This window comes from Scandinavium sp., from assembly GCF_032012665.1.
Lineage (GTDB): Bacteria > Pseudomonadota > Gammaproteobacteria > Enterobacterales > Enterobacteriaceae > Scandinavium.
This window is the reverse complement of sequence record NZ_DALZVG010000028.1, coordinates 26,720-46,976: the sequence shown is the minus strand read 5'-3', so window position 1 is coordinate 46,976 and position 20,257 is coordinate 26,720. Positions and strand designations below refer to the sequence as shown.

Genomic DNA, 20,257 nt, shown 5'->3' with positions numbered 1-20,257 from the left:
AGGAATCCTCAGCATTACCCTTATAAATTCTGATTAATTAGTCTCATTTGTATAATGAGATTGACGAGATACTAGTAATCCTTAAGCGTATTGTGGCCCACCTCTTCATATACCGCCCGGGTCATAGCATCTTCAAACTCCTGGTAATTTTGTGCCGTATAGAAGTTGTTAGCGCCGACGCATTTTTCCCAGTCGGAGGTAGGATTGTATTTCAACGCAATAAAAGCAATTTTCCCTACCGAATAGGGAGTCGTCAGTACGCTGCGAATTTTTTCACACAGCCCTGTGTTGAGTAGCTTCTCAGTAATTCCTTCATTTAATATGGGCCAGTCCTGTCCGTCTGAGACGATGACCAGCACCTTTCGTGAAGCCGTACCTTTTGCCAGAACCTGAGTGCCCTCCAGCATACCCGAGCTAACCAGCGTGCGATCGCTGGCTGACATATTAATGATGGTGTTCTCAAGATAATCAGGATCAGCGGTCAGAGGAATAGTTTGTGCCTGAGTCATAGTCAGTTTTTCTTCTTCTGATTCAGGGCTATGAAATGAAAGGCAGAGGAGTTCGGGAATATTTGCAACATTAATACGAATATCATTAACCTGATTTGGAATGGCGTCGATAGTACGCTGATAGTCTATATAGTTATACAACTCTCGAATGTTCCCCTCGCTATTTTTGCCAAATACGTCAGGCGGTAGCGGTGAGTTAAGAACAAACTGCGGGGTGCACAGGTTCCCTTTTCGCGTCCCCCAGCCGAAGGGGATAAAAGCCACCTTATTATCAATATTATATTCGGCAAGTTGGCGGGCAAGTTTAACTGTAATCTGCTTGGCGACGTCCATTTTCCATGGTTTAGATTTATCGCCAATTTCTTTATCAATGGACTGACGCATTGAACCTGAAAAATCCACGGCAAAGGCTACGTCAATATTGGAGCGGAATTTTCGCGCCGCGCCGTTATCGCCCACCTTGACCTGCTTGTTAAAGGAGGGAAAGTAAGAGGAGGCGAACCATGAGCTTTGCTGAACCCTGCTGCTGAGGCGATATTCCACCCAGGCCAGCTTATGGACGCCATCAGCGGATCCGTGCAGCACCCGAATTATCGGCTTATCAATCTTTTCCGCATGATTCATATAGGCGTCAAGCCAGCTCATAGAGAGCACATCGTTGCGTGATGCACCCTCGCCGTTGTCCTCGGCGGTCAGCGCCAGCGCCGCCTGCTCCATGGCATCCGACAGACGCGCTTGCTCCGTGATGTAGCGTGAACCCTCAAGGCCGAGCGCTGCCATACTCAATAAAAAGGCTCCCAGCATCGCCAGGCTTATGGCAAATGCGCCGCGCCGGTCGCTAATAAACCGACGCAGCGGGGTTAATTGGGGGGAAGGCATAGACATAGTTGCTCCTTGTTACTCACCGTGAGGTGATTTCGAATAGTTCCCTTCGTCTGGCAAAACAGCCAGGGCAGAGGCCCCGGGTGATAGCGCGCAACGGCGCTGCCTCCGGCATCCGGCCTGTAGGTTATCTCTCCGCTAAACGCCTGGGGTCGGGGGTTAATGTCGTAGACCGTTACCGACAGCGACGCGCGCAGCGTCGGGCTGTAAAAAAGCGCCTGATTGATGTCGGCGAGTAGCCGGGCCTGGTCGGGCTGCGATGAGTCGATAAACAGCACGGCCTCTGCCGCCGCCCGGGACAGCGGCGGCAGAGCAAGCGCGACAATCAGCAGCAGCGTTTTCATCATTCACCGCAGCATGACGACAGCGGAGGAGGCAACCAGAGGCTGCTTGCTGCTACCGCTGATTAACCGGGTGTACCAGCTGTTGGTCGCCAGACACAGCGTAACCTGATACAGAGGCACCCAGCGGCCGTAGCTGCCACGCGGCGAAAGGTCCTGAAGCTCACTGATGGATTTCAGCGGCTGGCATCGACTTTCATCAATCTCGACGTTAGTCATGAAAAAATCATTCTTGCGAACAGGATGCTTCTCGTTATCCGTCAGGTCGACGCGCGGTTCGAAAAACAGCTGCTGTACCCGTAATTGCAGGCCATAGTCCTTTGCCGAGGGATTCATGTCCTTGATCATACGGTTTGCCAACTGATAGACATCTCCGATGTCGCTTAAGCTAAGATCTTCCCGGCGATCGTACAGCTGGATGCGTTCGCGCAGCACGCCAGCAATGGAGTAGGAGAGCCGATCCAGCTTGCCCACCGTAGCCTGGCGCAGCACCAGGTCAGCCACAAAAAACATAAAGATAAGCAGCACGACGGAAATAATAGAGAACTCCACGGCCACCGAGCCGCGCAGGTCAGTCCATAAACTGCGAACGTTCATATTCCTGAACAAAGATCACCTCACGATTAAATAATGGATCGGCCCAGCTGGCGGGGAAGGGGAAAAACATCGGATGATAGTGGTAGAGCAGGTGCCAGCGAGCTAGTGCGTTGCCGCGGGTATATTGCTGTCCTTCGACGCCGCCGGTTTCGGCCATCTCCTGCACTGAGTTCGCGTAATGAATCGACATCTCGACCGCGTCGGCGCGGGTCAGAAAAGACCATAGCGATCCTCCTTGCTGAGTCAGCATTTCCCGATAACGGCGCTGATAGCCGTCCCCATCCTGTGGGGCGTTTTTCCCGGCCTTGGCCGCTTCGGAGACCGCCAAATCGATGACCGACGAAACGTAGGCCATCCGCGACATTTCGGCGACGAACAGCACCATAAATAGAAAGAGCATTACCGTAAGGGCAAATTCGATGGTGACGACGCCGCGCTGCTCGCGGCAAAAGCGATACAGGCGATGCATCAGGCCATTCCTTTTTGCAGTGGGCCGATTTGCTCCAGCGCGTCGACGACTTCATCGGGATACCCGGACAAGCCTTCACTCTGGATAATGTCGCGGGCGTAGCGGGTATCGCCGACCTTCACCAGGGCCAGCACCAGGTTGTGCACCAGGCGGGGCTGACGCTGACCGCGCAGGTACTGGGGTAGCAGCAGGCTGACGGCGTCCTGGTAGCGGCGATCGAGCAGGGCGACCATCGCAAGATTGTTGATGGCAACTTCATCAGCGATAAAAAGATCGCGTGATTTTTGTATCGCCTGCACGCTCTCGGGAAGCTTGCCAGAGAGGGCCATGGCGATGCCGCGCAGGTTCCAGGCCTCGGCGCTACGCGGGTCGTGTTGCAGCATTCGATCCGTGACCCGAATAGCCTGAGCCTGATCGCCCATCGCGATCATATTTTTTGCCTGCAGAAGGGGCACGTTCGGATCGGCTGAGGTGGCCAGCGGCTGTAAATAGAGCAGGGAGGAGGAGTAATCCCCGATCTGGTAATAATACTGCGACAGCTTGAGCCGCACGGCGCTGTCTTCCTTGTTTTTTAGCCAGCCGCGGTACAGGCTGATAAGCCCCGAATAGTTTTTCGACTTCAGTAAAATATCTTCCTGAGTGGTTAACTCCGCGTGGCTTGCGGGTCGCTGATTAGCGCAACCTCCCAACGTGAACAGACAAAGCAGAATTACCGTTGTGCGTTTAAAACATGCCATTCTTAACTATCCTTAGAATTCCTGGTGCCACGATTAATATGGTGATGGGAAACATGATGAAGATAATGAGCGGTACGCTCATCTTTGCCGAAAGGCTGCCGACTTTTTCTTCGGTAACTAATAGCTGTAATTCACGGATATCCTGAGCCAGCTCTATAAGGTGTTCGTACAGCGAAGTGCCGTAATGCACGCTTTGCTGAAGAGTCGCGGTGAACATCCTGATTTCAGTCATTTCCATTGAGTGGTACAGCTCGGAGAGTGCGCTCTCCATACCGTTGACCTCTGCGCGTTTGACCAGCAGTTTCATCAGGTCTGCGAGGTTAGCGTCGAGGTGGTTAAAGCGCTCGCTGACAAACTTCAGGGCGCTTTCGACGGTCATTCCCGCCTGAACGCACACCGCCACTAAATCCACCAGATACGGAAGTGCATCCATCATCCCTTTAACCCGGCTATTAATGGCTGGTTTGAGCAGCAGACCCGGCAGGACGATAAGCGTTATCATGATAACCAGCAGCAGCATGCCCAGCCCTGAGCGGGAAAAAGCCGTTACGCCCAACGCGTTCAGCGCGACTAGTACCAGCGCAAGGACGCCAAAGGCCTGCATTTTGAGGCGCAGCTGCTTATCGTATTTGTCCAACAGGCTTAACCAGCGGCTGTTATTGACGATCAGCGCGGCGTAATCGATGGCCGCTAGCGCTTTTTTCCCGGACTCGGCGGTAAGGGGAGCGAGCAGTTTCTTTTGCCGGCCTACGGTTTGCTGCTGTGAAACGCCAAGCAGCAGCGCGTACGCCCCCAGCACCAGAAGGAGTAAATAGATGATATTCATCAGGTCGCCTTTTTCAGCAGCAGCCAGATAATAAACATCCCAATCAGTTCGCTGCCGATGACGTAATACAAAATAAGTCGGCCAATGGGATCGTGAATAACAAAGTCAAAGTTTTCAGGTGTGAGATACTTCATGCCAAATAAAAACAGCAGTGGCATTGCGGCGACGATTTTTGCTGAAGCTCTGGCTTCTGAGGTCATCGCTCGCTTGCGCTTGGCCATTTTCTTACTGTTATTAATAATACGCGCCAGGCGATTAATCAGAGTGCGTAGCTGGCCACCGCGCTGAATACTGATTTGAATGACGATGATAAAAAAGTAGAACTCTCGATAAGGGTATTGCCGCCAGGCGTCAAGAAATACCCTGTCGGCCTCCTCGCCGAGATTAAGGCGGCGATCGATGCGATTGAAGGTGTCCCCCAGCTCGCCAGAGACGTCCTGGCCGCAGCGGTGTAGCGCCTGATGGATGCTGTTACCCGCGGAAACCGCGGCGCCGACAACCGACAACGCTTCGGGGAAACTGGTCTCAAACGCTTTTTGATGCAGGCTACGGCCAATGCGAATCTGTGCGATAAACAAAACTGCCAGCACGGTGGGAATAAAGCCCCATAGCGTGAACTTCAGCCACGTAGCGTTAATCAGCAGCAGGGCCAGCAGGGCGAGTAGCGCAAGGATAAAATTACGCCGCCCACGCCAGCTGCCGTCTCCCCAGGCGTAGGTGTGCCACTCTCTCACCAACGCCAGCAAATAGTCGCGGGGAAGATTACGTCTGCGGTGCGTTACATGGCTAAGAGGACGGGTTAGCCGCCTCCAGCTCCGCATATTTATGCCAAACAGCACAAGACCGATCAGCAGAATAAGATAGCCCATACCTTACTCCATATTAAAAATGTGTTTAAGTTCGGTTTCCAGGCCAAACATAATGGCACTGTGCATGACCGCAGAGCGCATCAGTAGCCCTTCACAGAGGAAGTTCCCTTTTATTTTCCCCTGCTCATCACGCTCGTTTTGACTCTGAAACGAAAAAATATCCTGCAAAATAATACGATCGCCTTCGATACCCATGACCTCACTAATATTCATTATTTTTCGGGAACCATCATTTAATCTCGATACCTGAATAATTAGATTTATGGCGGAGGCGATATTGCGACGAATGGACTCCATCGGAATATTCATTCCCGCCATCATGACCATATTTTCCAGGCGTGAAACGGCATCTCGTGGATTGTTGGCATGCAGGGTCGACATGGAGCCGTCGTGGCCGGTATTCATCGCCTGCAGCATCTCGAAAGCCTCCTCACCGCGACACTCTCCTACGATGATGCGGTCTGGACGCATACGTAACGAGTTGATAAGCAGAGAGCGCATTGAAATCAGTCCGGTGTTCTCGACTCCAGCGAGGCGGGTTTCCATGCGCAAAACATGCGGTTGCATCAGGCGCAGCTCGGCGGCGTCCTCCATGGTGATAATGCGTTCATCCTCGCCGATGTATTTGGACAGCGCATTGAGCAGGGTGGTTTTACCCGAGCCAGTGCCTCCTGAAATCAAAATATTGATGCGGCAGCGTGCGGCGATCGCCAAAAAGTTGGCGATCTGGGGTGTCAGGGCGCCTGCATTCATCAGATCGACCAGCTGCAAATTATGCTTGCCGAACTTCCTGATGGAAATGGAGGTGCCGTCCAGCGCGATGGGGGGAATGGCCACGTTCAAACGGCTGCCGTCCGGCAAACGGGCGTCCACCAGCGGGCTGCCTTCATCAAGGCGCCTTCCCACCCGCTGCACCAGCCGTTTGGCGATATCGGTGAGTTGGCTGTTATTGATAAAGCGACAGGGCGTCAGCTCAAGCTTGCCGTAGCGTTCGATAAAAATCTGCCCTGGGCCGTTAACCAAAATATCGCTGATCGTGTCATCTTCCAGCAGCGGTCGCAGCGGGCCAAAGCCGATGATTTCATCGGCCATCAGTTCTGCCATCTGCCACTGCGCCTGCGCGGTCAGGTAGATATTTTGCCGATCGGCAACCTGCTCCAGTAGGCGGTTCATCTCAGCGATCAGCAGAGGGCGATCTGACGTCAGATGCTCTATTTTGCTGATTTCGATATTTTTCAGTACGGCTTCGCGCAGAATCTCCTGCAATTCAATGGCAATCTCCATTAATAGCTCCTGCGCAACAGGGGAAGAAGGCGAGCAGTCAGGCTTCGCTTAGACGCAGATTCATCGCCTAATACCATGCGGGCCAGCCGATCAAGGGGTGAGTGAAGCCGTCTTTTTTTCCCCTGTGCAAGGGATGCGCTGCGGCGGCTATAAGGGAAAACGATATCTATTGGATGCCCGAGCAGGTTTTTTATGTCCGTCAGGCTCAGGGCGTCTGCTGCGAGCGGACGCGTATCGTTCAGGCAGATAAACAACCGCCGTGGCGTGTGGCTGCTGCGGCGCAGCAGCTCAACGTTTTCAATCATATTGCGCGCAACGCGCACTGAAGAGAGCGAGCGATCGAGCACCAGCACCAGGCATCGCGTCTTTTCTGCCAATTGGCGCATAAGCTCTTTATCCGCCGTGGCGATCGACTGCTCAAACAGCACTAAGTTGTAACGCTGACCGGCGTCATGTCCAATATCGGGGTAATGTTCGCCATCGGCGGGCATAACGTCGAGATTTTTATTCAGCGATGTCACCTCCTGCGATAGCTTCTTGCCAGCAAGCAGATCGAGATCGTGTGAGCCCGCGCTGCCCTGCACAAACAGCAGCGGTAGTTGCTTGAGACGAACGATCTCGCCCGCCAACTGCCAGGCCAGCGTGGTGGTGCCCGCTCCGCCACGGCATCCCAGCACGCTGATGCTGACGGCGGAACGATTATTTTTCAGCTCTGTGCTCGCCAGTGCCGCCTGAATGACCATATCCAACTGGGTATGGAGATTAAAATAGCCCACCTGGTTATGTGCGAAAGTTTGTGCCAGCGCGATGGAGTCGCTGTCGCCAACCACGCAGCACCATACTTTGCGTGGGATCTGCATTTGTAAGGCACCGACAATGTCCATCACCGCCTTGTTGTCGACAATGTCGATGATGACGCCGCTGGCATCCTCGGGAATGTTCAGGCTGGAAAGTTGTGTCGCGCATCGCGAAATGCTCTCAACGGCGCTGAACCCCGCGAGCCGTAACAATTGACACAGCTGCTCGCTGACGTCGCCTCTCCCGGAAACCACATAGAGCTTGCGTTCGGTTGATTCGGCGCCTGCGCGCGCTTTCTGCTGAAATAACAACATGTCATTTCCCTTTTAGTCATAGTGATAGGGGGTAACTAACGCCCGGCTGCGACTGTTGTTCAGCGCGCAGCCCTGTTCAGTGCGATCGTTAAAACGGTAGTTCTGTTGCTTGTCGGTACACTCAGATAGGCGTGGTCTTAAGCGCTGGATAACTATCCGAATGCCGCCGTCGTTACGATTGCTAAAGCCACCAGCCTCGTGGGGTAGCGTGATGCGATCCGGTGCTACACCCTGAGCTATCAGGGCGCTACGCAAGTTTTGCGCGCTGGTGTTGAAACCGTCGTTGTTCCAAATCAGGGCAATTTCACCATCAAAGTGCTGCCCGGCCAGCGCCAGAATTTTGCCGGTTGCCACTTCCCGGGAGATTGTGTCCGTCGAGGCCAGCGTCAGCGTGGTGACGGCTGAGAGTGCCTCCTGCGCGCGGCTGGTCGCAGATGCCAGCAGCAGGCAGGGCAGAAGCAGCAGGGTCAGAGGGAGCAGCCTGATCATTTGATGAACCCTCCCTGTTCGATAAATTCCTGCGCCCGCGCTCTGTCGCGACGCTGGCTGATGCCATCGAAATTAAAGAACCGGCTGAGAGTTGAGGTTCGCCTGAAGTCGGGCAGTACCACTTCGCGCGGGGTGAGGGGTTTGACCAGATTAACGGTAGCGACCACCACAAGTTCGTTACGTTTGCGCTGGGTTGACACGTTGCGGAACAGGGCACCCAGAATCGGCACGTCACCAATCATTGGAATTTTACTTAGTGCTTCACGCTCTTCATTGCTGATCAGGCCTCCGAGCAGGAAGCTTTCGCCGTCGCCCAGCTCAACGGTGGTCCGTGCGCGACGGGTTTGCAGCGCCGGGAGGCTATCTCCTGCCCGGGTGGAGTAGGTGTTATCGAGATTACTGACCTCTTCGCCCAGCAGCAGTCGTATCTTTTTGCTGCTGCTCACCTTTGCGCCAATATTCAGCTTAATGCCAAATTCTTTATAGGTAACGCTGCTGCCGTTTTGCGATGAGGTCACAATAGGCAGCTCGCCGCCGACCAGAAATTCGGCGGTTTCGCCGGAGAGCACCGACAGATTAGGTTCGGCCAGAACCCGGGCGACGGAGTCGTTGCTGATGGCATGCACCATGCTGGTCAGGGTATCCGCGTTAAAGCGGACAAAGTGGAACGTTCCGGGGATCGTAGAGCCCGCTCCCCAGTCCAGCCCGACGTTATCAATAAACTCACGGCTGACCTCAACCACCGACAGCTTAACGTTGACCTGGTTGGTGATCGGCAGCTCCAGCTTATTAATGACGCCTTCCCAGCTTACATCGCTCAGCCAGGGGGTGTTGTCATCGCTGTTGCTGCTCTTGTCGGATGCATCCTTAACCTTTTTCGTGCTCACGCGGCTTTTGGCGCCAATACCTTCACCGACAATCTGGTAGATACGACTTTTCGCCTCTTCGGTCGGTGCTGTACCGGATATCACGTAGGTCTTGCCCATTTTTTGAATAGTGACGTTGCTGTCCGGAAACGCCTGATTAATCTGCTGGTGAATACTGCTCAGCATGGTGTCGACCACTAGCGTAGCCTTAAGCACTTGATCACCGTTTTTATCGAAAGCAATGAGATCGGCGCGCCCCTCTTCCCTACCATAGGCGACGATGCTTTTATCGCCAATAAGTTCGTAGTCGGCGACATCTGGCGAGGAAATAAAGACCGTATCAATATTTTCTTTAACCTGGATGACCTGTGAATCGCCAGGCGTCAGATAAATATCTGCAGCCAGTGCGTGAAGTGCAAAAAAACTGATAAATATGCCCACTGCTGTGCGAGTAAAAACCTTATCCATATATTTTCTCTGAGTTAAATGTTGCAAAATTATCTGGAGCCTCTTAATTCCTTTATTGAGCGCAGCTGTGGAAGCACGTCGTCCATGCTTATTCGCTTAATACTCTGCTTATCCTGACTGTCCGGGAGAAGGAACAGCTGGCCGGAGGTTTCAATTGTTCTTAACATTGCAAGCTGCTTTTGATTCAGGCGCAGGACAATGGTGCCCACTATCTTATTACTCATGGAATAAGCATTTTCACCTTCTTTGGCGCTGGAAAAGCGTTTGCTGTCCAGTACCGTTACCTGTTCGAATATTCGGGTGACGACATATTTAGGCGTCTGGGCGCGATAGGAGGAGGACGATCCTTCCGAGGCCAGACCTACCATCTCCGTTTTCCCTCTCTCAATCTCTTTTATTCTGATGTAGAGCGCTAACTTATCGCCAGCACGGGTCGATGAGAGTAAATAATCGTCGGGAGCAGAAACCGGGAAGGCGTAAGGCATCTCATTCACTCTCAGGCTGCGCTTCGCGTAATCCGGATGAGTGGGGGAGAGCAACATCGGCAGCGTGATGCCGCTGCCTTTTTTTATCGTTTCTGTGACTAAATATCCGCGAAGATTTCCACCAGGTATCGATGATATATCCCGAGGATCGCTGATGGTTGATGATGTTTTTAAGGTGGCGATCTTATAATCCTGAGGCGACAGTATTTCTCCGGCCTGCAGGTTGTGGATGGCTTCTGCCACTAAAATGGTGCGGGGAACATTTTCAACCGTTACTTGTTGTTTGGGCTCCGATGTTTTTCCTTTTTGCTGTAAAAATATCCCTGTGACCCCGACAACGATAGCCGTGATGGAGAGAAAAAAAAGTGTCCGATGATTCATCAACGATTCCTTTCTGTATGCGTCAATTTATGGAATAAGAAAAAATAAAGGCTAATGAGATAGCCACACCGTAAGGCACGCCATGCTGTTTTGTGGTTTTAAAAAAAAAGAGCAAGCAAACCAAAGCAACGGCTCCGCCGCTCAGAGCGGTCAGAAATAAAAAATGGGGAAATTGAGAGGAGGTATAAAGCAGCGCCAGCGCCGACATCAGCTTGATATCACCGCCGCCAATAATATTAGCCATGCAGAGAATAAAACCGGGAATCAGTACAGCAGCAAAAAGAATCAGGTTGGGATACTGGCCGCGAAGCAGAGACAGCGTACAGGCGGCTACGCCGACTGCAATCACGAGTTTATTGGCAATCAGCCGTGAGGTGACGTCCTGCACGCAAACACAGAGTAATAGTAGAACTACCGCAATATAGTTTGCCGTGATTAACCACGTCATATTATTATCCCTGATAATCAATCTCTGAAGAGAGGCCAGCGATATCCACCGTGATAGCTATCACGGCGGATATAACAGCAATTATTTGCTCATTGTTACGCTTTCAATAGCTTTTTCGATTTTCTGGAAGGCGGTATTGATTGCACCGAGGAAGCCGCTGTTCTGATCGCCGAAGATTAATGCCAGCAGGGTCGCCATTCCGACCCCGATCAGTGCATATTCAATAGCTGTTACGCCGCGCTGGTTTTTAAAAAAATTCGCAATGTTGTTTTCTGCAACGATGTAGTACTTAGTCAAAAAATGAGTCATAACGATACCTTGTTTTATGCCAAAAAATTAATAATTAACTGGGCAGTGAGTTGAAATAAAATATCCAATCATCGAACATGCCTTTTGACACTCCCTTGTTGATTCGGAAATTCTGCTGGCAGTAGCGATGTTGACCTAGGTATCTAACCCGAAAAAGGGGAGTGAAATCCTCATTAAAACCCTTAAAAATTATAATTAGTTATTATTTATTCTGCTTAAACCTTCCAGAAGAACAGAATTGCCATCGTCAGCGTTACCAGCCAGCACACGGCCAGCACCGAGAGGACAAAAACAAAAATATTCCAGCTTTTCGAATTGTACCATTCGGGTTTACCGCGAATGGAGGAGCCTCTTTTTGCTGCTGCCTTCTCCTCGTCACCAGGCCCTTCAAACCTGACTTCTGTGACGCTTTTCTCTTGTACGGGGAAGGGGAGTGGATGTTCTCCCTCCACGAGTGTACCTTTTATGACTTCGCCCGTGTATTTAACCCCTTTGCGTGGGATCGTTTTAATTAAAGAGTGAGAGAGACCTACCTCGTTAAACGACCTTCGCAGAAGGTAAAGTTGGCCATAATAGCTACTTTCGCTGACGGAGCCTTTTTGCTCGGCCCAGACCTCGTTGATGATTTTTTGTTTATCAGTTTCACCGTTTAATAGCTGCAACAGAAATCGATAGCTATTTTCAGATAATTCAACGCTAATACCGTCGTGAGTCATTAAGCAGCGCTTTTCCGGCAGAAACATTACCCCTTTGTCGAGAGTGTATAGCGGTCTCTCTTTTACATCCATGAATAAACTCCAGTGTTACTGTTTGCTGCTTGATTGATATCAGTTAACCAGGATTCTTTCTGGTAGGCGACAGTGAGAAAACACTGAAGATATCCCAGGAGAATTGTTAGCGGGCAAAATGATATTCACGATGAGAGGCAGTGTTAGCTCAGAATAGCTGCCAGAACGCATGTTAAATCCATGTTGAATATGGTCTGTCAAAAATGTGATGAACATGATAGGAGGAAATCTCTGGTGGGTTAAAATTGGAATTTTCGATCGATTTCTTCTTTTTGATTGGTATGGTGATTGTTGTCCGTGAGGTGTGTTAATTGTGTGTTAATCAATTAATCTTATTTTGTCTTTTACCCTACTGGTGCGGGTTTGGAGGCTGGTAAGTTGAATTCAAAAAAAAGCTAACATAATTTATTTATTTATAATGAAAAATTAACATGCCCATTTAAATTAGGAAAATGCCTTATGGTTTTATGCGATTCAACAAGAAGAAATGAAGTTTACCAGGTGGAGATTATCTATCTTGCAGTATTTCTCGGGCTAATTGTGAGGAAACCAACCTGTTGAGCAGTGTCTTGTTCTTCGGATAGCACATGATAATCAAAGTACTGGAAATAGTACTGGAGGCCCACGTCAAGCCTGGTGGAGTTATATTCAGTGGTGAGGCCGTCATCATACAAGTGGGCTGTTCCTGCCGATACGATGGCGATACCGGATCAGGCTGAGTATGAGTCGACGTGGAAGTTGTCGGGATAATAGCCTGGCGGTGTACTGCCTCAGGCGTCAGCAGAATAAGTCCTTTCGCTACCGGATAATCAGAAATTGATTTTGGCTCCAGCGGAAAATGCCCGGCCGCTGATGCCTTCTGATTGAAGGCGCTGCCGATATTGTACTTGGGTATTGAACAATGCGTTTTTCGTAAGCTCGAATCCAACCCCGTTTTTCAGCTGCAGATTATCTTCTCCCTTCCGGACTCTTCTGCTTTATCGCCACCAACGACGGTTCGCGGTACTTTGTGGGGGGCTATTTTTTGTTCGCTGTACTTACAGAATTCACTTTGCAATTCTCTTTTTCTTGATTTCTAGTATTAACTGCCTTATGTCTGCCTTATGTCTGCCTTATTTTGTAATTGGATTGTACTGAAACTGTTTCTGTGGCGTGCGCTTAAAGGCCTTTATTTTATTGGTCGGATCCCCGGTGGGTGCACTTATTGTGGTGTTATCAGGGTATTGAGAAATATTGCGTTTACATTGTGATCACATTATGTGCATCGGTGAATAAAAAGATGCTATTAAGACCTTTTTTTGTGATTCCATTTATGAATAACCCGTCAGATAATACTTAGTATGTGTGGCAGACCTGCCTGCATTATGAATTAATATTTTTGTCGGGCGACAGTCTGTCTTTCATTCAGAATTTATTCTGTGAAGTGAAGAACAGGAACGTTGCGCTATTGTTGCTAGTCGAGGGAAGGCTATCGTGTCTGTAATGGTTATTAGTGATAGTATTTATTTTCTACAGGGAAGCAGCAACTATCCTTTGGGCGGTAACGTAACATGTTTACTGGCAGCCGACATGGTGGGTATTCCGGATTACTTTGATTATCTTATTAGCTCAAAAAAAACTAAAGTTCTTGTAATCAGCGTGGCTGATTACAGTATGCTGCTGACAATTATTAGCTATGCTGCCCATCATAAAACACTCCGTATAATTATCGAAATTGCCTCGATTGTAGCTGTTCCGGTTATTAATGTTTGTGGCATCCTGATCGTCCATCGAAAATTATCCAGAGAAATACTAATTGAACTCGTCCTTTACGGGAAGCTCACACGGCAGTATCCGTTTCAGGTTAATTTCGATCGGTTAGCCGGGCGCTCGCACTATAATACCTTCCGGACATTGCTTTTTGATGTTTCTGGCAGGTTTAGTATGCCGGAAAAAACGATCAGCAGACATAAATGCTTGTTGGCCCGGGAAATGTTCCTGGAGGGCATTAACAGCGCCGTTCAGCTACGGCTGATGCGCCTGTACATGCTTATTTATTCTATACGGGAAGAGGGAAGAGAGTCCCGGATGACCATGGCAATCGGCACGCTGCCTGACTATCTCGCAATTGTAGATCGTTAAAGCGATTTACTCAGAGACAATGTTGAAGAAGCGGGCAACCTTTCATAAAAGGTACAGTATACCTCTGGTATGACGATAAAGAGTCCTGCCAGGTTAACGATAGTTGCCCTGTACGCAGTGTTCAGAAATCAGTAACCCGCCGGAGTTATGGACCAGGGATATAGCATAAATATAACTCGTGGAATGTTACTTTAATGGCGCCATTGGTCGTAAACATTTAGCTAGAGGGTGATACTAGTAATACTTTTTATTCCTGTTCCACAATAAGAGCGGTGAAATCATCTAATACATGCTATTGGTGTGTGTTAGATGATTTTTCAATCCACGATCTGCCGATAAATTGTGCTGATGATTCTATGAATTTTCAAGCCAGCCTCCATTTGTAATACAACATACCATTCATATTTAAATAAAATGCGATGAAGCATCCTTAGGGACTTATCAATGCACTGCTGCCCCGCACTGTATGATATCCTGACTTTTCGTGTTAAAGGTTAGTGATTTTTTTACGTGACGCAATGTTTTTATTCCTTGCTGGTGTGCATATTTTAATATGTAGCTCATCATTGTGAGGTGTTGGCTACAAAACTCCTTTCTCAAAAAATCTTACGCAATACGATGCGTAGTATCTCCAAAGTCTGTCAGACACAAACTTCCGAAATCCTTAGATATACATCGTGCTGGTTATATGAAAATCCGAAGTATTGAGGAGTGAACCACTTTCAGTACTATCCTTAGCGAAGATTTCAACACGGCTGAGGTTGAACCAGAAAGGAACCAGGAGCTATATTTTAGTTTTTTTTGACTACAATCTACTCTATATGCCCTTATTTTTAATTTTTTCAGTCTTAACTGTCTTATCCAAAACTTATTCTGTGAATATTTTGTTACGACCGTGCTTTTTCTTTGGTGTGATTGATTTTGTATTTTAATAATTATTTCAATGTGTTAGCTATCTTTTTTCGTTGTGGATATGTATGCGAAACACTAATTTTACATTGTGTGGTTTTGCTTAGGCCGTAAGTGAGAAAAGATATTCTTAAGGTTGTTTTTCGCTATTTATTTTTTTTGTGCAGTGCCGGATAATTTTCGACATACAGCAGGCACGTTCGTATCAAAAAAATAATATTTGTCTTTGGGATGTTATTTCTTGTGAGGGTATGCACTGTTTTGGTTGACAGATGATTAATCAGCGCTTTTTGCTGTGCTCCCATGAGTTATCAATGGAAATATATTCCTGTATGTAATGGTGTGATTATTCATCATCCGGTGACGAGACCTGCTTTTGGAATACGGAAATGACCCGTTACCAGGATTGATTTAATTACATCTGCCGGTAGATAAAACCTGAGAACTTTGTCATCAGTGTAACAGACCATGCCTGTTATTGACTAATGTCTGCCACGCTAACCTGCATAAAGCATTCAGCATTTTTATAGAGGTGCTGTCTGCTGCGTCTGTTTGTGCCGACCCACTCGATGGGGGAAGTGATGGCAGAATGCTTTATTAAATAAATGAAATTTCGTCAGGTGATATGAGCCTGATAAACAGAATCAGAGGTGTTAAGTGAAAGTAATAAATAAATCTGCAATGTCAGCGGCCAGCTTATTGTTGAGTACGTTGTGTCTCTTCCCTCTGTATTCCCACGCAACGGGAATGGTGCCAGAAACGTCGGTGGTTATTGTTGAGGGCGGGGATGGCGAAGCGACCATGAATGTCACCAACACGGATAATTATCCAATGCTGCTGACCACCACCATTCAGGATATTGCTCAGGATAAAGAGAAGTTGTTGCTGGTTTCGCCTCCGGCCATTCGTGTGGACGGCGGCAAAACACAGAAGGTGCGCTTTATGCTGATAAGTAAAGCGCCGCTTAAAACGGAGCGCCTACGCCGCGTCATTTTCAACGGTATTCCGCCCCAGAATAAGGGCAAAAATGAGGTGCGCATGAGCGTCAGTCAGAATTTACCGGTGCTGATTCGTCCGGCAGGCCTGGCCCGCGATGAGGCTCCCTGGAAACGCCTGAGCTGGAAGGTCGCTGGCAACAAGCTGCTGGTCAGCAACGATTCCCCTTACGTGGTACGCCTGGCGCAGGGCGTGAAAACGCTGCCGGGGAATGTAGCCCTGAGCCTGCCTCAAAGTTACATCCTGCCAGGACAGCATCTTTCTTTACAGGCTCCGGAAGGAAAAGCGCTGTCCGGTACGAAGCAGGTGCGTATTTCGCCAGCGACCACATGGGGATATTCGGTAAATACCTTCGATGCACCGATCGCGCAGTAACCTGCATGACGGTCAGTAAGGTGTCTGCCTGAGAAGGAAGCCTGGTCTGCGGGTCCGGCTTCCGGTATGGAAAGCACCGGCCTGGAGCCGGTTTACAGTCATAAAAAGGAAAGCAGAATGAAAACAACAACTATTAGTAAAGCCTTACTGGCCACGCTCCTGGCCGCCGTAGCAGGCCAGGCCATGGCCGAAGGCGACAGCGTTGATGTTAAGGTCCGTGGACAGTTCGTTCCGGCGGCCTGCACCACAACCGTCAGCGGCGGTGGAACCGTGGACTACGGCACCATCAAAGCGGAAACCATTGCGAAGGACGATTTCACCATGCTGGCAGTGAAAAACCTGAACCTGAGCATTGCCTGCGAGGCGCCGATGAAGATTGCGCTCCACACCACGGATATGCGCGCGGATAGTACCGTAGCGCTGACGGGTAAGAGCTGGAATGTTAAGGCCCAGAGCGGGGAGTATAAGGCAAGTAGCTCAGTGCTTGGGCTGGGCAAAGCTGGCGATAAAAATATTGGTTCGTGGGCAATGTGGATGGAGCCAGACTCCATTAAGGCCGACGGTAACGCTGTGGACGTTATTGCTGTGAATGGTTTCCCGGCAGCAACGGACAGTGCCTGGGTTAAACCTACATCAGGTACTACCTGGCTGGCGCAGACTGGGGATTCATATAAGTCATGGGCAGCTACCGGCACCACTACTCCGATTGCGCTGACCACTCTGAACGGCACCCTGTCCGTGCAGGCGGGTATCAATAAAGGTTCAGAGCTTGATCTGACCAAAACCGTAACCCTCGATGGCATGGCCACCATCCAGGTGTTCTACCTCTGATTATTTGTTTCTGAAAATACAAGTTGGAATACCGATAATGAATAAATTAACCAAACTGGCGGCCGCTACGCTGCTGGCTGCCGTTGCCGGTCAGGCAATGGCGGTTGACGACAACGTTGACGTTAAGGTTACGGGGCAGATCGTGCCTCCGGCATGCATACCGGCAGTCAATGGTGGGGCAGTATTTGACTATGGGGCGATTAAGGCGGGTTCATTAAAGAGCGACAGTTTTAACGTTCTGGCGAAAAAGGGTCTGAGCTTCAGCCTCACCTGTAGTTCTCCGATGAAGGTGGCCTTTATCTCAGCGGACGGTCGTGCGGGAACGGTTGTTTCCGGCGGCGGCTCTATGGGAATTAATGGCAGCAGTACATCCAAATTCTATGGGCTCGGGCAGGTAGACGGAAAAAACATCGGCAACTATGCCATGGGGATCAGGGACACCGATTTAACGATCGACGGCGAAAAGGGCTTTGAAGGTATTCAGTCGCAGGATAACGGAGCAACCTGGAAAACTGGTGATTACAGAGGTATCTGGATGGATCAGCAATATATTTCAAGCGTTGCAAAATCCGGAACCACGGAACCAGTAGCCTTTACGACATTGACCGGCACTATTCTTACCCAGCCCGTGATCAATAAGGCTTCTGAGCTTGATTTGACCAAAGTTATCAATCTGGATGGACTGGTCTCTATTCAGGTCTTGTACCTATAAACAGGATCGGTTTAATAAATCAGATTCAGGACAGTTTCGCCTGCCTGAATATAGTGGGCAGGCTGAAATAGGGATAAAACAATGAAAGCAATTACGCGTAAAACGCTGTTAGCCGCTTTTCTGAGTGTCGTGGCGTGTCAGGTGATGGCCGTTGACGATAACGTTGATGTTAAAGTCACCGGGCAAATTGTACCGCCAGCCTGTATTCCGGCGATGAGCGGTGGGGCCGTATTTGATTACGGTGCCATTAAAGCAGCCTCTCTGAAAAGCGATGATTTTAATCTGTTAGCAGAAAAAACACTTAATTTTTCGGTATCCTGCGACTCGCCAACAAAAATAGCCTTTAAGGTAACGGATGCACGCAAGGGAACGGCCGTGCTGCCGGTGGGTAAAAACATGCAGCGTCGCGATATCACTGCTGATACGGCTTTATCCGGGCTGGGAACAGAGGATGGCAAAAATATCGGTGCCTATTCCCTGAATATTGCAAAAATGACGGTGGATAAAGGCGACGGTTCTACGGAGACCGCCCTCGACAGCCTCGACAGCATCCGTTCAGAGGACAACGGGCAGACCTGGACAAAGCTCTCAACGGGAACAAATACCCGCGTTTACCTTGATGACGACGGACGTTTGTTCGCACTGGCGGAAAAAGGGCAGCTTGAGCCACTGTCGGTTAAAGTTATGAATGCAACAATGTGGGCGATGGTCGCGATCAATAAAGGGTCAGCGCTTAATCTGACAAAGATAAATAATCTGGATGGTCAGATAAATATTCAGGTTATTTATCTCTAAAGCAACGCGTCTTCTTATATTTTAGAGTGTGTTGGTTTGTATTCTGCTTATTTTTATAAGCAGACTGAAAATGTGAATTAAATTGTAAAGGAAAACACTATGAAAGCAGTAATGCGTAAAACTCTTCTGGCTGCCGTGCTTGCTGCAACTGCAGGACAGGCTATGGCCGCAGGCGACAGCATTGATGTGAAAGTTATCGGTCAGATTGTCCCGGCTGCCTGCACGGCGAACGTTACCGGTGGCGCAACTGTTGATTACGGCACCATGAAATCCAGCACCCTGGCAACGGATGATTTCACCATGCTGGACGTGAAGACGCTTGAGCTGAGCATCGCCTGTGAAGCGCCGGTGAAGATTGCCCTGAAAACTCAGGATATGCGCTCTGACAGCGTCGTGGCGCTGACCGGTAAAAACTGGGGTATGAAGGCCAGCACCGTGGCGGCCAACGGAAAAGAGTTGGGCCTGGGCAGTGCTGATGGCAAGAACATTGGTGCATGGGCAATGTGGATGGAGCCAGCGTCTGTTAAGGCGGACGGTAATGCGGTTGATGCGCTGGATACGACGGGTACCCCTAATGCCAGCTCCACCTGGACCAAAGCCGCGGGCGGCGCAGCCTGGCTGGCAACTACTGGTGCCTATAAGTCCTGGGGCGCAACCGGCACTGTCACACCAGTTGCTCTGACTACCCTGACCGGCACTCTGTCCGTACAGGCGGGTATCAACAAGGCATCTGAGCTGGATCTGACCAAACCGGTCACGCTGGATGGCCTGGCTACCCTGCAGGTTTACTACCTCTGATGACCAATGCGGGCCGGGTTTCCGGCCCATTTATAAGACCGGGAGATAATGGAATGAACCGTTCAGTAAAATTAATCGCTGTTGCGGCGCTGGTGCTGGCAGCAGGCCAGGCGATGGCCGTCGACGATAATGTGGATGTGAAGGTTACCGGGCAGATTGTGCCGCCAGCCTGTGTACCGGCTATCAGCGGAGGCGCGGTGTTTGATTATGGTAGTATTAAAGCCGCCAGCCTTGCGCAAGACGATTATACGGTATTGAGTGGAAAGTCTTTGAGCTTTACGGTTAAATGTGATGCTCCTATGAAAATCGCATTTAAAACTACGGATATCAGGAAGGACTCAGGTTTTCTTGGCCCTGCAGGAATAAAATTACTTGGTGCTGATAGTAAGGATAAGCAATTAAGTGGGTTAGGTATGATTAATGGTATTAGCATCGGGGGATACGTTCTCGGACTAGCTGGTACCAGTTATCTCGCTGATGGTTCTTCCGTTTCTGCTATCTATTCTACTGATAATGGGTCCACTTGGAAAGTGGGGGGCGGATGGTTATTAGATGATAATAAGCTGAACTCAGTTGCTTCTTCGGATGATATGACCGCTCCGATCCCTTTAACCACATTAAGTGCATACATTTCTGCTCAGGCTATTCTGAATAAAGGCTCAGAGCTTGATCTTACTAAAGTTATTAATTTAGATGGTATGTCAACCATTCAAGTCATCTACCTTTGATTAATCATTAAAATAATTACAGGTGCCCTTGCCGGGGCGCCTTTTATGGACTGTTTTATTTTTTTCCGGAGTACCCGTGTCAGACGCACGTCCCGTTATTTCATTCAGGTTATTTTCTGGCGCTGCTTTTTA

At 49.5% G+C, this 20,257-nt stretch carries 22 protein-coding genes; 7 read left to right on the top strand and 15 right to left on the bottom strand.

Annotated features, from left to right (window positions below; translation table 11 throughout):
* Window positions 1-71 precede the first annotated feature (71 nt).
* The 15 genes from RTU33_RS18670 to RTU33_RS18600 all read right to left on the bottom strand — a co-directional run bounded on the left by RTU33_RS18670 (window position 72) and on the right by RTU33_RS18600 (window position 11,860).
* Window positions 72-1,394: a TadE/TadG family type IV pilus assembly protein gene (locus RTU33_RS18670; protein WP_312629340.1), complete on the bottom strand. Its 1,323-nt coding sequence runs from the start codon at window positions 1,392-1,394 to the stop codon at window positions 72-74.
* Window positions 1,370-1,738: a hypothetical protein gene (locus tag RTU33_RS18665; protein WP_312629338.1), complete on the bottom strand. Its 369-nt coding sequence runs from the start codon at window positions 1,736-1,738 to the stop codon at window positions 1,370-1,372. Before RTU33_RS18665 ends, RTU33_RS18670 begins: the two co-directional genes overlap by 25 nt.
* A complete protein-coding gene (gene tadF, locus RTU33_RS18660) occupies window positions 1,739-2,329 on the bottom strand; it encodes a tight adherence pilus pseudopilin TadF (RefSeq protein WP_312629336.1) in 591 nt (196 codons plus the stop codon). It lies immediately after the preceding gene.
* On the bottom strand, window positions 2,304-2,798 hold the full coding sequence (locus RTU33_RS18655) for a pilus assembly protein (RefSeq protein ID WP_312629335.1): 495 nt from the start codon (window positions 2,796-2,798) through the stop codon (window positions 2,304-2,306). Before RTU33_RS18655 ends, tadF begins: the two co-directional genes overlap by 26 nt.
* A complete protein-coding gene (locus tag RTU33_RS18650; RefSeq protein WP_312629333.1) occupies window positions 2,798-3,535 on the bottom strand; it encodes a tight adherance operon protein in 738 nt (245 codons plus the stop codon). The genes RTU33_RS18655 and RTU33_RS18650 overlap by 1 nt, the downstream gene beginning before the upstream one ends.
* Window positions 3,522-4,361 carry a type II secretion system F family protein gene (locus RTU33_RS18645; protein ID WP_312629331.1) on the bottom strand — a complete coding sequence of 280 codons (840 nt, stop codon included), beginning with the start codon at window positions 4,359-4,361 and terminating at the stop codon, window positions 3,522-3,524. The genes RTU33_RS18650 and RTU33_RS18645 overlap by 14 nt, the downstream gene beginning before the upstream one ends.
* Window positions 4,361-5,230, bottom strand: a complete 870-nt coding sequence (locus tag RTU33_RS18640) for a type II secretion system F family protein (protein WP_312629330.1) — start codon at window positions 5,228-5,230, stop codon at window positions 4,361-4,363. The genes RTU33_RS18645 and RTU33_RS18640 overlap by 1 nt, the downstream gene beginning before the upstream one ends.
* A gap of 3 nt (window positions 5,231-5,233) precedes the next feature.
* Complete coding sequence (locus RTU33_RS18635; protein ID WP_312629328.1) at window positions 5,234-6,514, bottom strand: CpaF family protein; 1,281 nt, start codon at window positions 6,512-6,514, stop codon at window positions 5,234-5,236.
* On the bottom strand, window positions 6,514-7,626 hold the full coding sequence (locus RTU33_RS18630) for a tight adherance operon protein (RefSeq protein WP_312629327.1): 1,113 nt from the start codon (window positions 7,624-7,626) through the stop codon (window positions 6,514-6,516). The genes RTU33_RS18635 and RTU33_RS18630 overlap by 1 nt, the downstream gene beginning before the upstream one ends.
* Before the next feature lie 12 nt (window positions 7,627-7,638).
* Window positions 7,639-8,115: a hypothetical protein gene (locus tag RTU33_RS18625; protein ID WP_312629326.1), complete on the bottom strand. Its 477-nt coding sequence runs from the start codon at window positions 8,113-8,115 to the stop codon at window positions 7,639-7,641.
* Window positions 8,112-9,449: a pilus assembly protein N-terminal domain-containing protein gene (locus RTU33_RS18620; RefSeq protein ID WP_312629325.1), complete on the bottom strand. Its 1,338-nt coding sequence runs from the start codon at window positions 9,447-9,449 to the stop codon at window positions 8,112-8,114. Before RTU33_RS18620 ends, RTU33_RS18625 begins: the two co-directional genes overlap by 4 nt.
* Window positions 9,450-9,478: 29 nt before the next feature.
* The gene (locus RTU33_RS18615) at window positions 9,479-10,315 is read right to left on the bottom strand and encodes a pilus assembly protein CpaB (RefSeq protein ID WP_312629324.1); all 837 of its coding nucleotides are present in this window, start codon (window positions 10,313-10,315) and stop codon (window positions 9,479-9,481) included.
* Window positions 10,316-10,337: 22 nt separating this feature from the next.
* Window positions 10,338-10,763 carry a prepilin peptidase gene (locus tag RTU33_RS18610; RefSeq protein ID WP_312629323.1) on the bottom strand — a complete coding sequence of 142 codons (426 nt, stop codon included), beginning with the start codon at window positions 10,761-10,763 and terminating at the stop codon, window positions 10,338-10,340.
* A gap of 81 nt (window positions 10,764-10,844) precedes the next feature.
* The gene (locus RTU33_RS18605) at window positions 10,845-11,072 is read right to left on the bottom strand and encodes a Flp family type IVb pilin (protein WP_312629322.1); all 228 of its coding nucleotides are present in this window, start codon (window positions 11,070-11,072) and stop codon (window positions 10,845-10,847) included.
* A 215-nt stretch (window positions 11,073-11,287) separates the two neighbouring features.
* Complete coding sequence (locus RTU33_RS18600) at window positions 11,288-11,860, bottom strand: transcriptional regulator (RefSeq protein ID WP_312629321.1); 573 nt, start codon at window positions 11,858-11,860, stop codon at window positions 11,288-11,290.
* A gap of 1,473 nt (window positions 11,861-13,333) precedes the next feature.
* Here RTU33_RS18600 and RTU33_RS18595 point away from each other — a divergent pair.
* The 7 genes from RTU33_RS18595 (at window position 13,334) to RTU33_RS18565 (ending at window position 20,125) form a co-directional block, all read left to right on the top strand.
* Window positions 13,334-13,981, top strand: a complete 648-nt coding sequence (locus tag RTU33_RS18595) for a hypothetical protein (protein WP_312629320.1) — start codon at window positions 13,334-13,336, stop codon at window positions 13,979-13,981.
* Between the two features lie 1,590 nt (window positions 13,982-15,571).
* Window positions 15,572-16,261, top strand: a complete 690-nt coding sequence (locus tag RTU33_RS18590; RefSeq protein ID WP_312629361.1) for a fimbria/pilus chaperone family protein — start codon at window positions 15,572-15,574, stop codon at window positions 16,259-16,261.
* 117 nt (window positions 16,262-16,378) lie between these two features.
* Window positions 16,379-17,092, top strand: coding sequence for a DUF1120 domain-containing protein (locus RTU33_RS18585; RefSeq protein ID WP_312629319.1), 714 nt, complete (start codon window positions 16,379-16,381; stop codon window positions 17,090-17,092).
* Window positions 17,093-17,129: 37 nt separating this feature from the next.
* Window positions 17,130-17,804 carry a DUF1120 domain-containing protein gene (locus RTU33_RS18580; protein ID WP_312629318.1) on the top strand — a complete coding sequence of 225 codons (675 nt, stop codon included), beginning with the start codon at window positions 17,130-17,132 and terminating at the stop codon, window positions 17,802-17,804.
* Window positions 17,805-17,885: 81 nt separating this feature from the next.
* Window positions 17,886-18,599 carry a DUF1120 domain-containing protein gene (locus RTU33_RS18575; RefSeq protein ID WP_312629317.1) on the top strand — a complete coding sequence of 238 codons (714 nt, stop codon included), beginning with the start codon at window positions 17,886-17,888 and terminating at the stop codon, window positions 18,597-18,599.
* A gap of 99 nt (window positions 18,600-18,698) precedes the next feature.
* Window positions 18,699-19,397 carry a DUF1120 domain-containing protein gene (locus RTU33_RS18570; RefSeq protein WP_312629316.1) on the top strand — a complete coding sequence of 233 codons (699 nt, stop codon included), beginning with the start codon at window positions 18,699-18,701 and terminating at the stop codon, window positions 19,395-19,397.
* A gap of 53 nt (window positions 19,398-19,450) precedes the next feature.
* Window positions 19,451-20,125 carry a DUF1120 domain-containing protein gene (locus RTU33_RS18565; RefSeq protein WP_312629314.1) on the top strand — a complete coding sequence of 225 codons (675 nt, stop codon included), beginning with the start codon at window positions 19,451-19,453 and terminating at the stop codon, window positions 20,123-20,125.
* The last annotated feature ends 132 nt before the right edge of the window (window positions 20,126-20,257 follow it).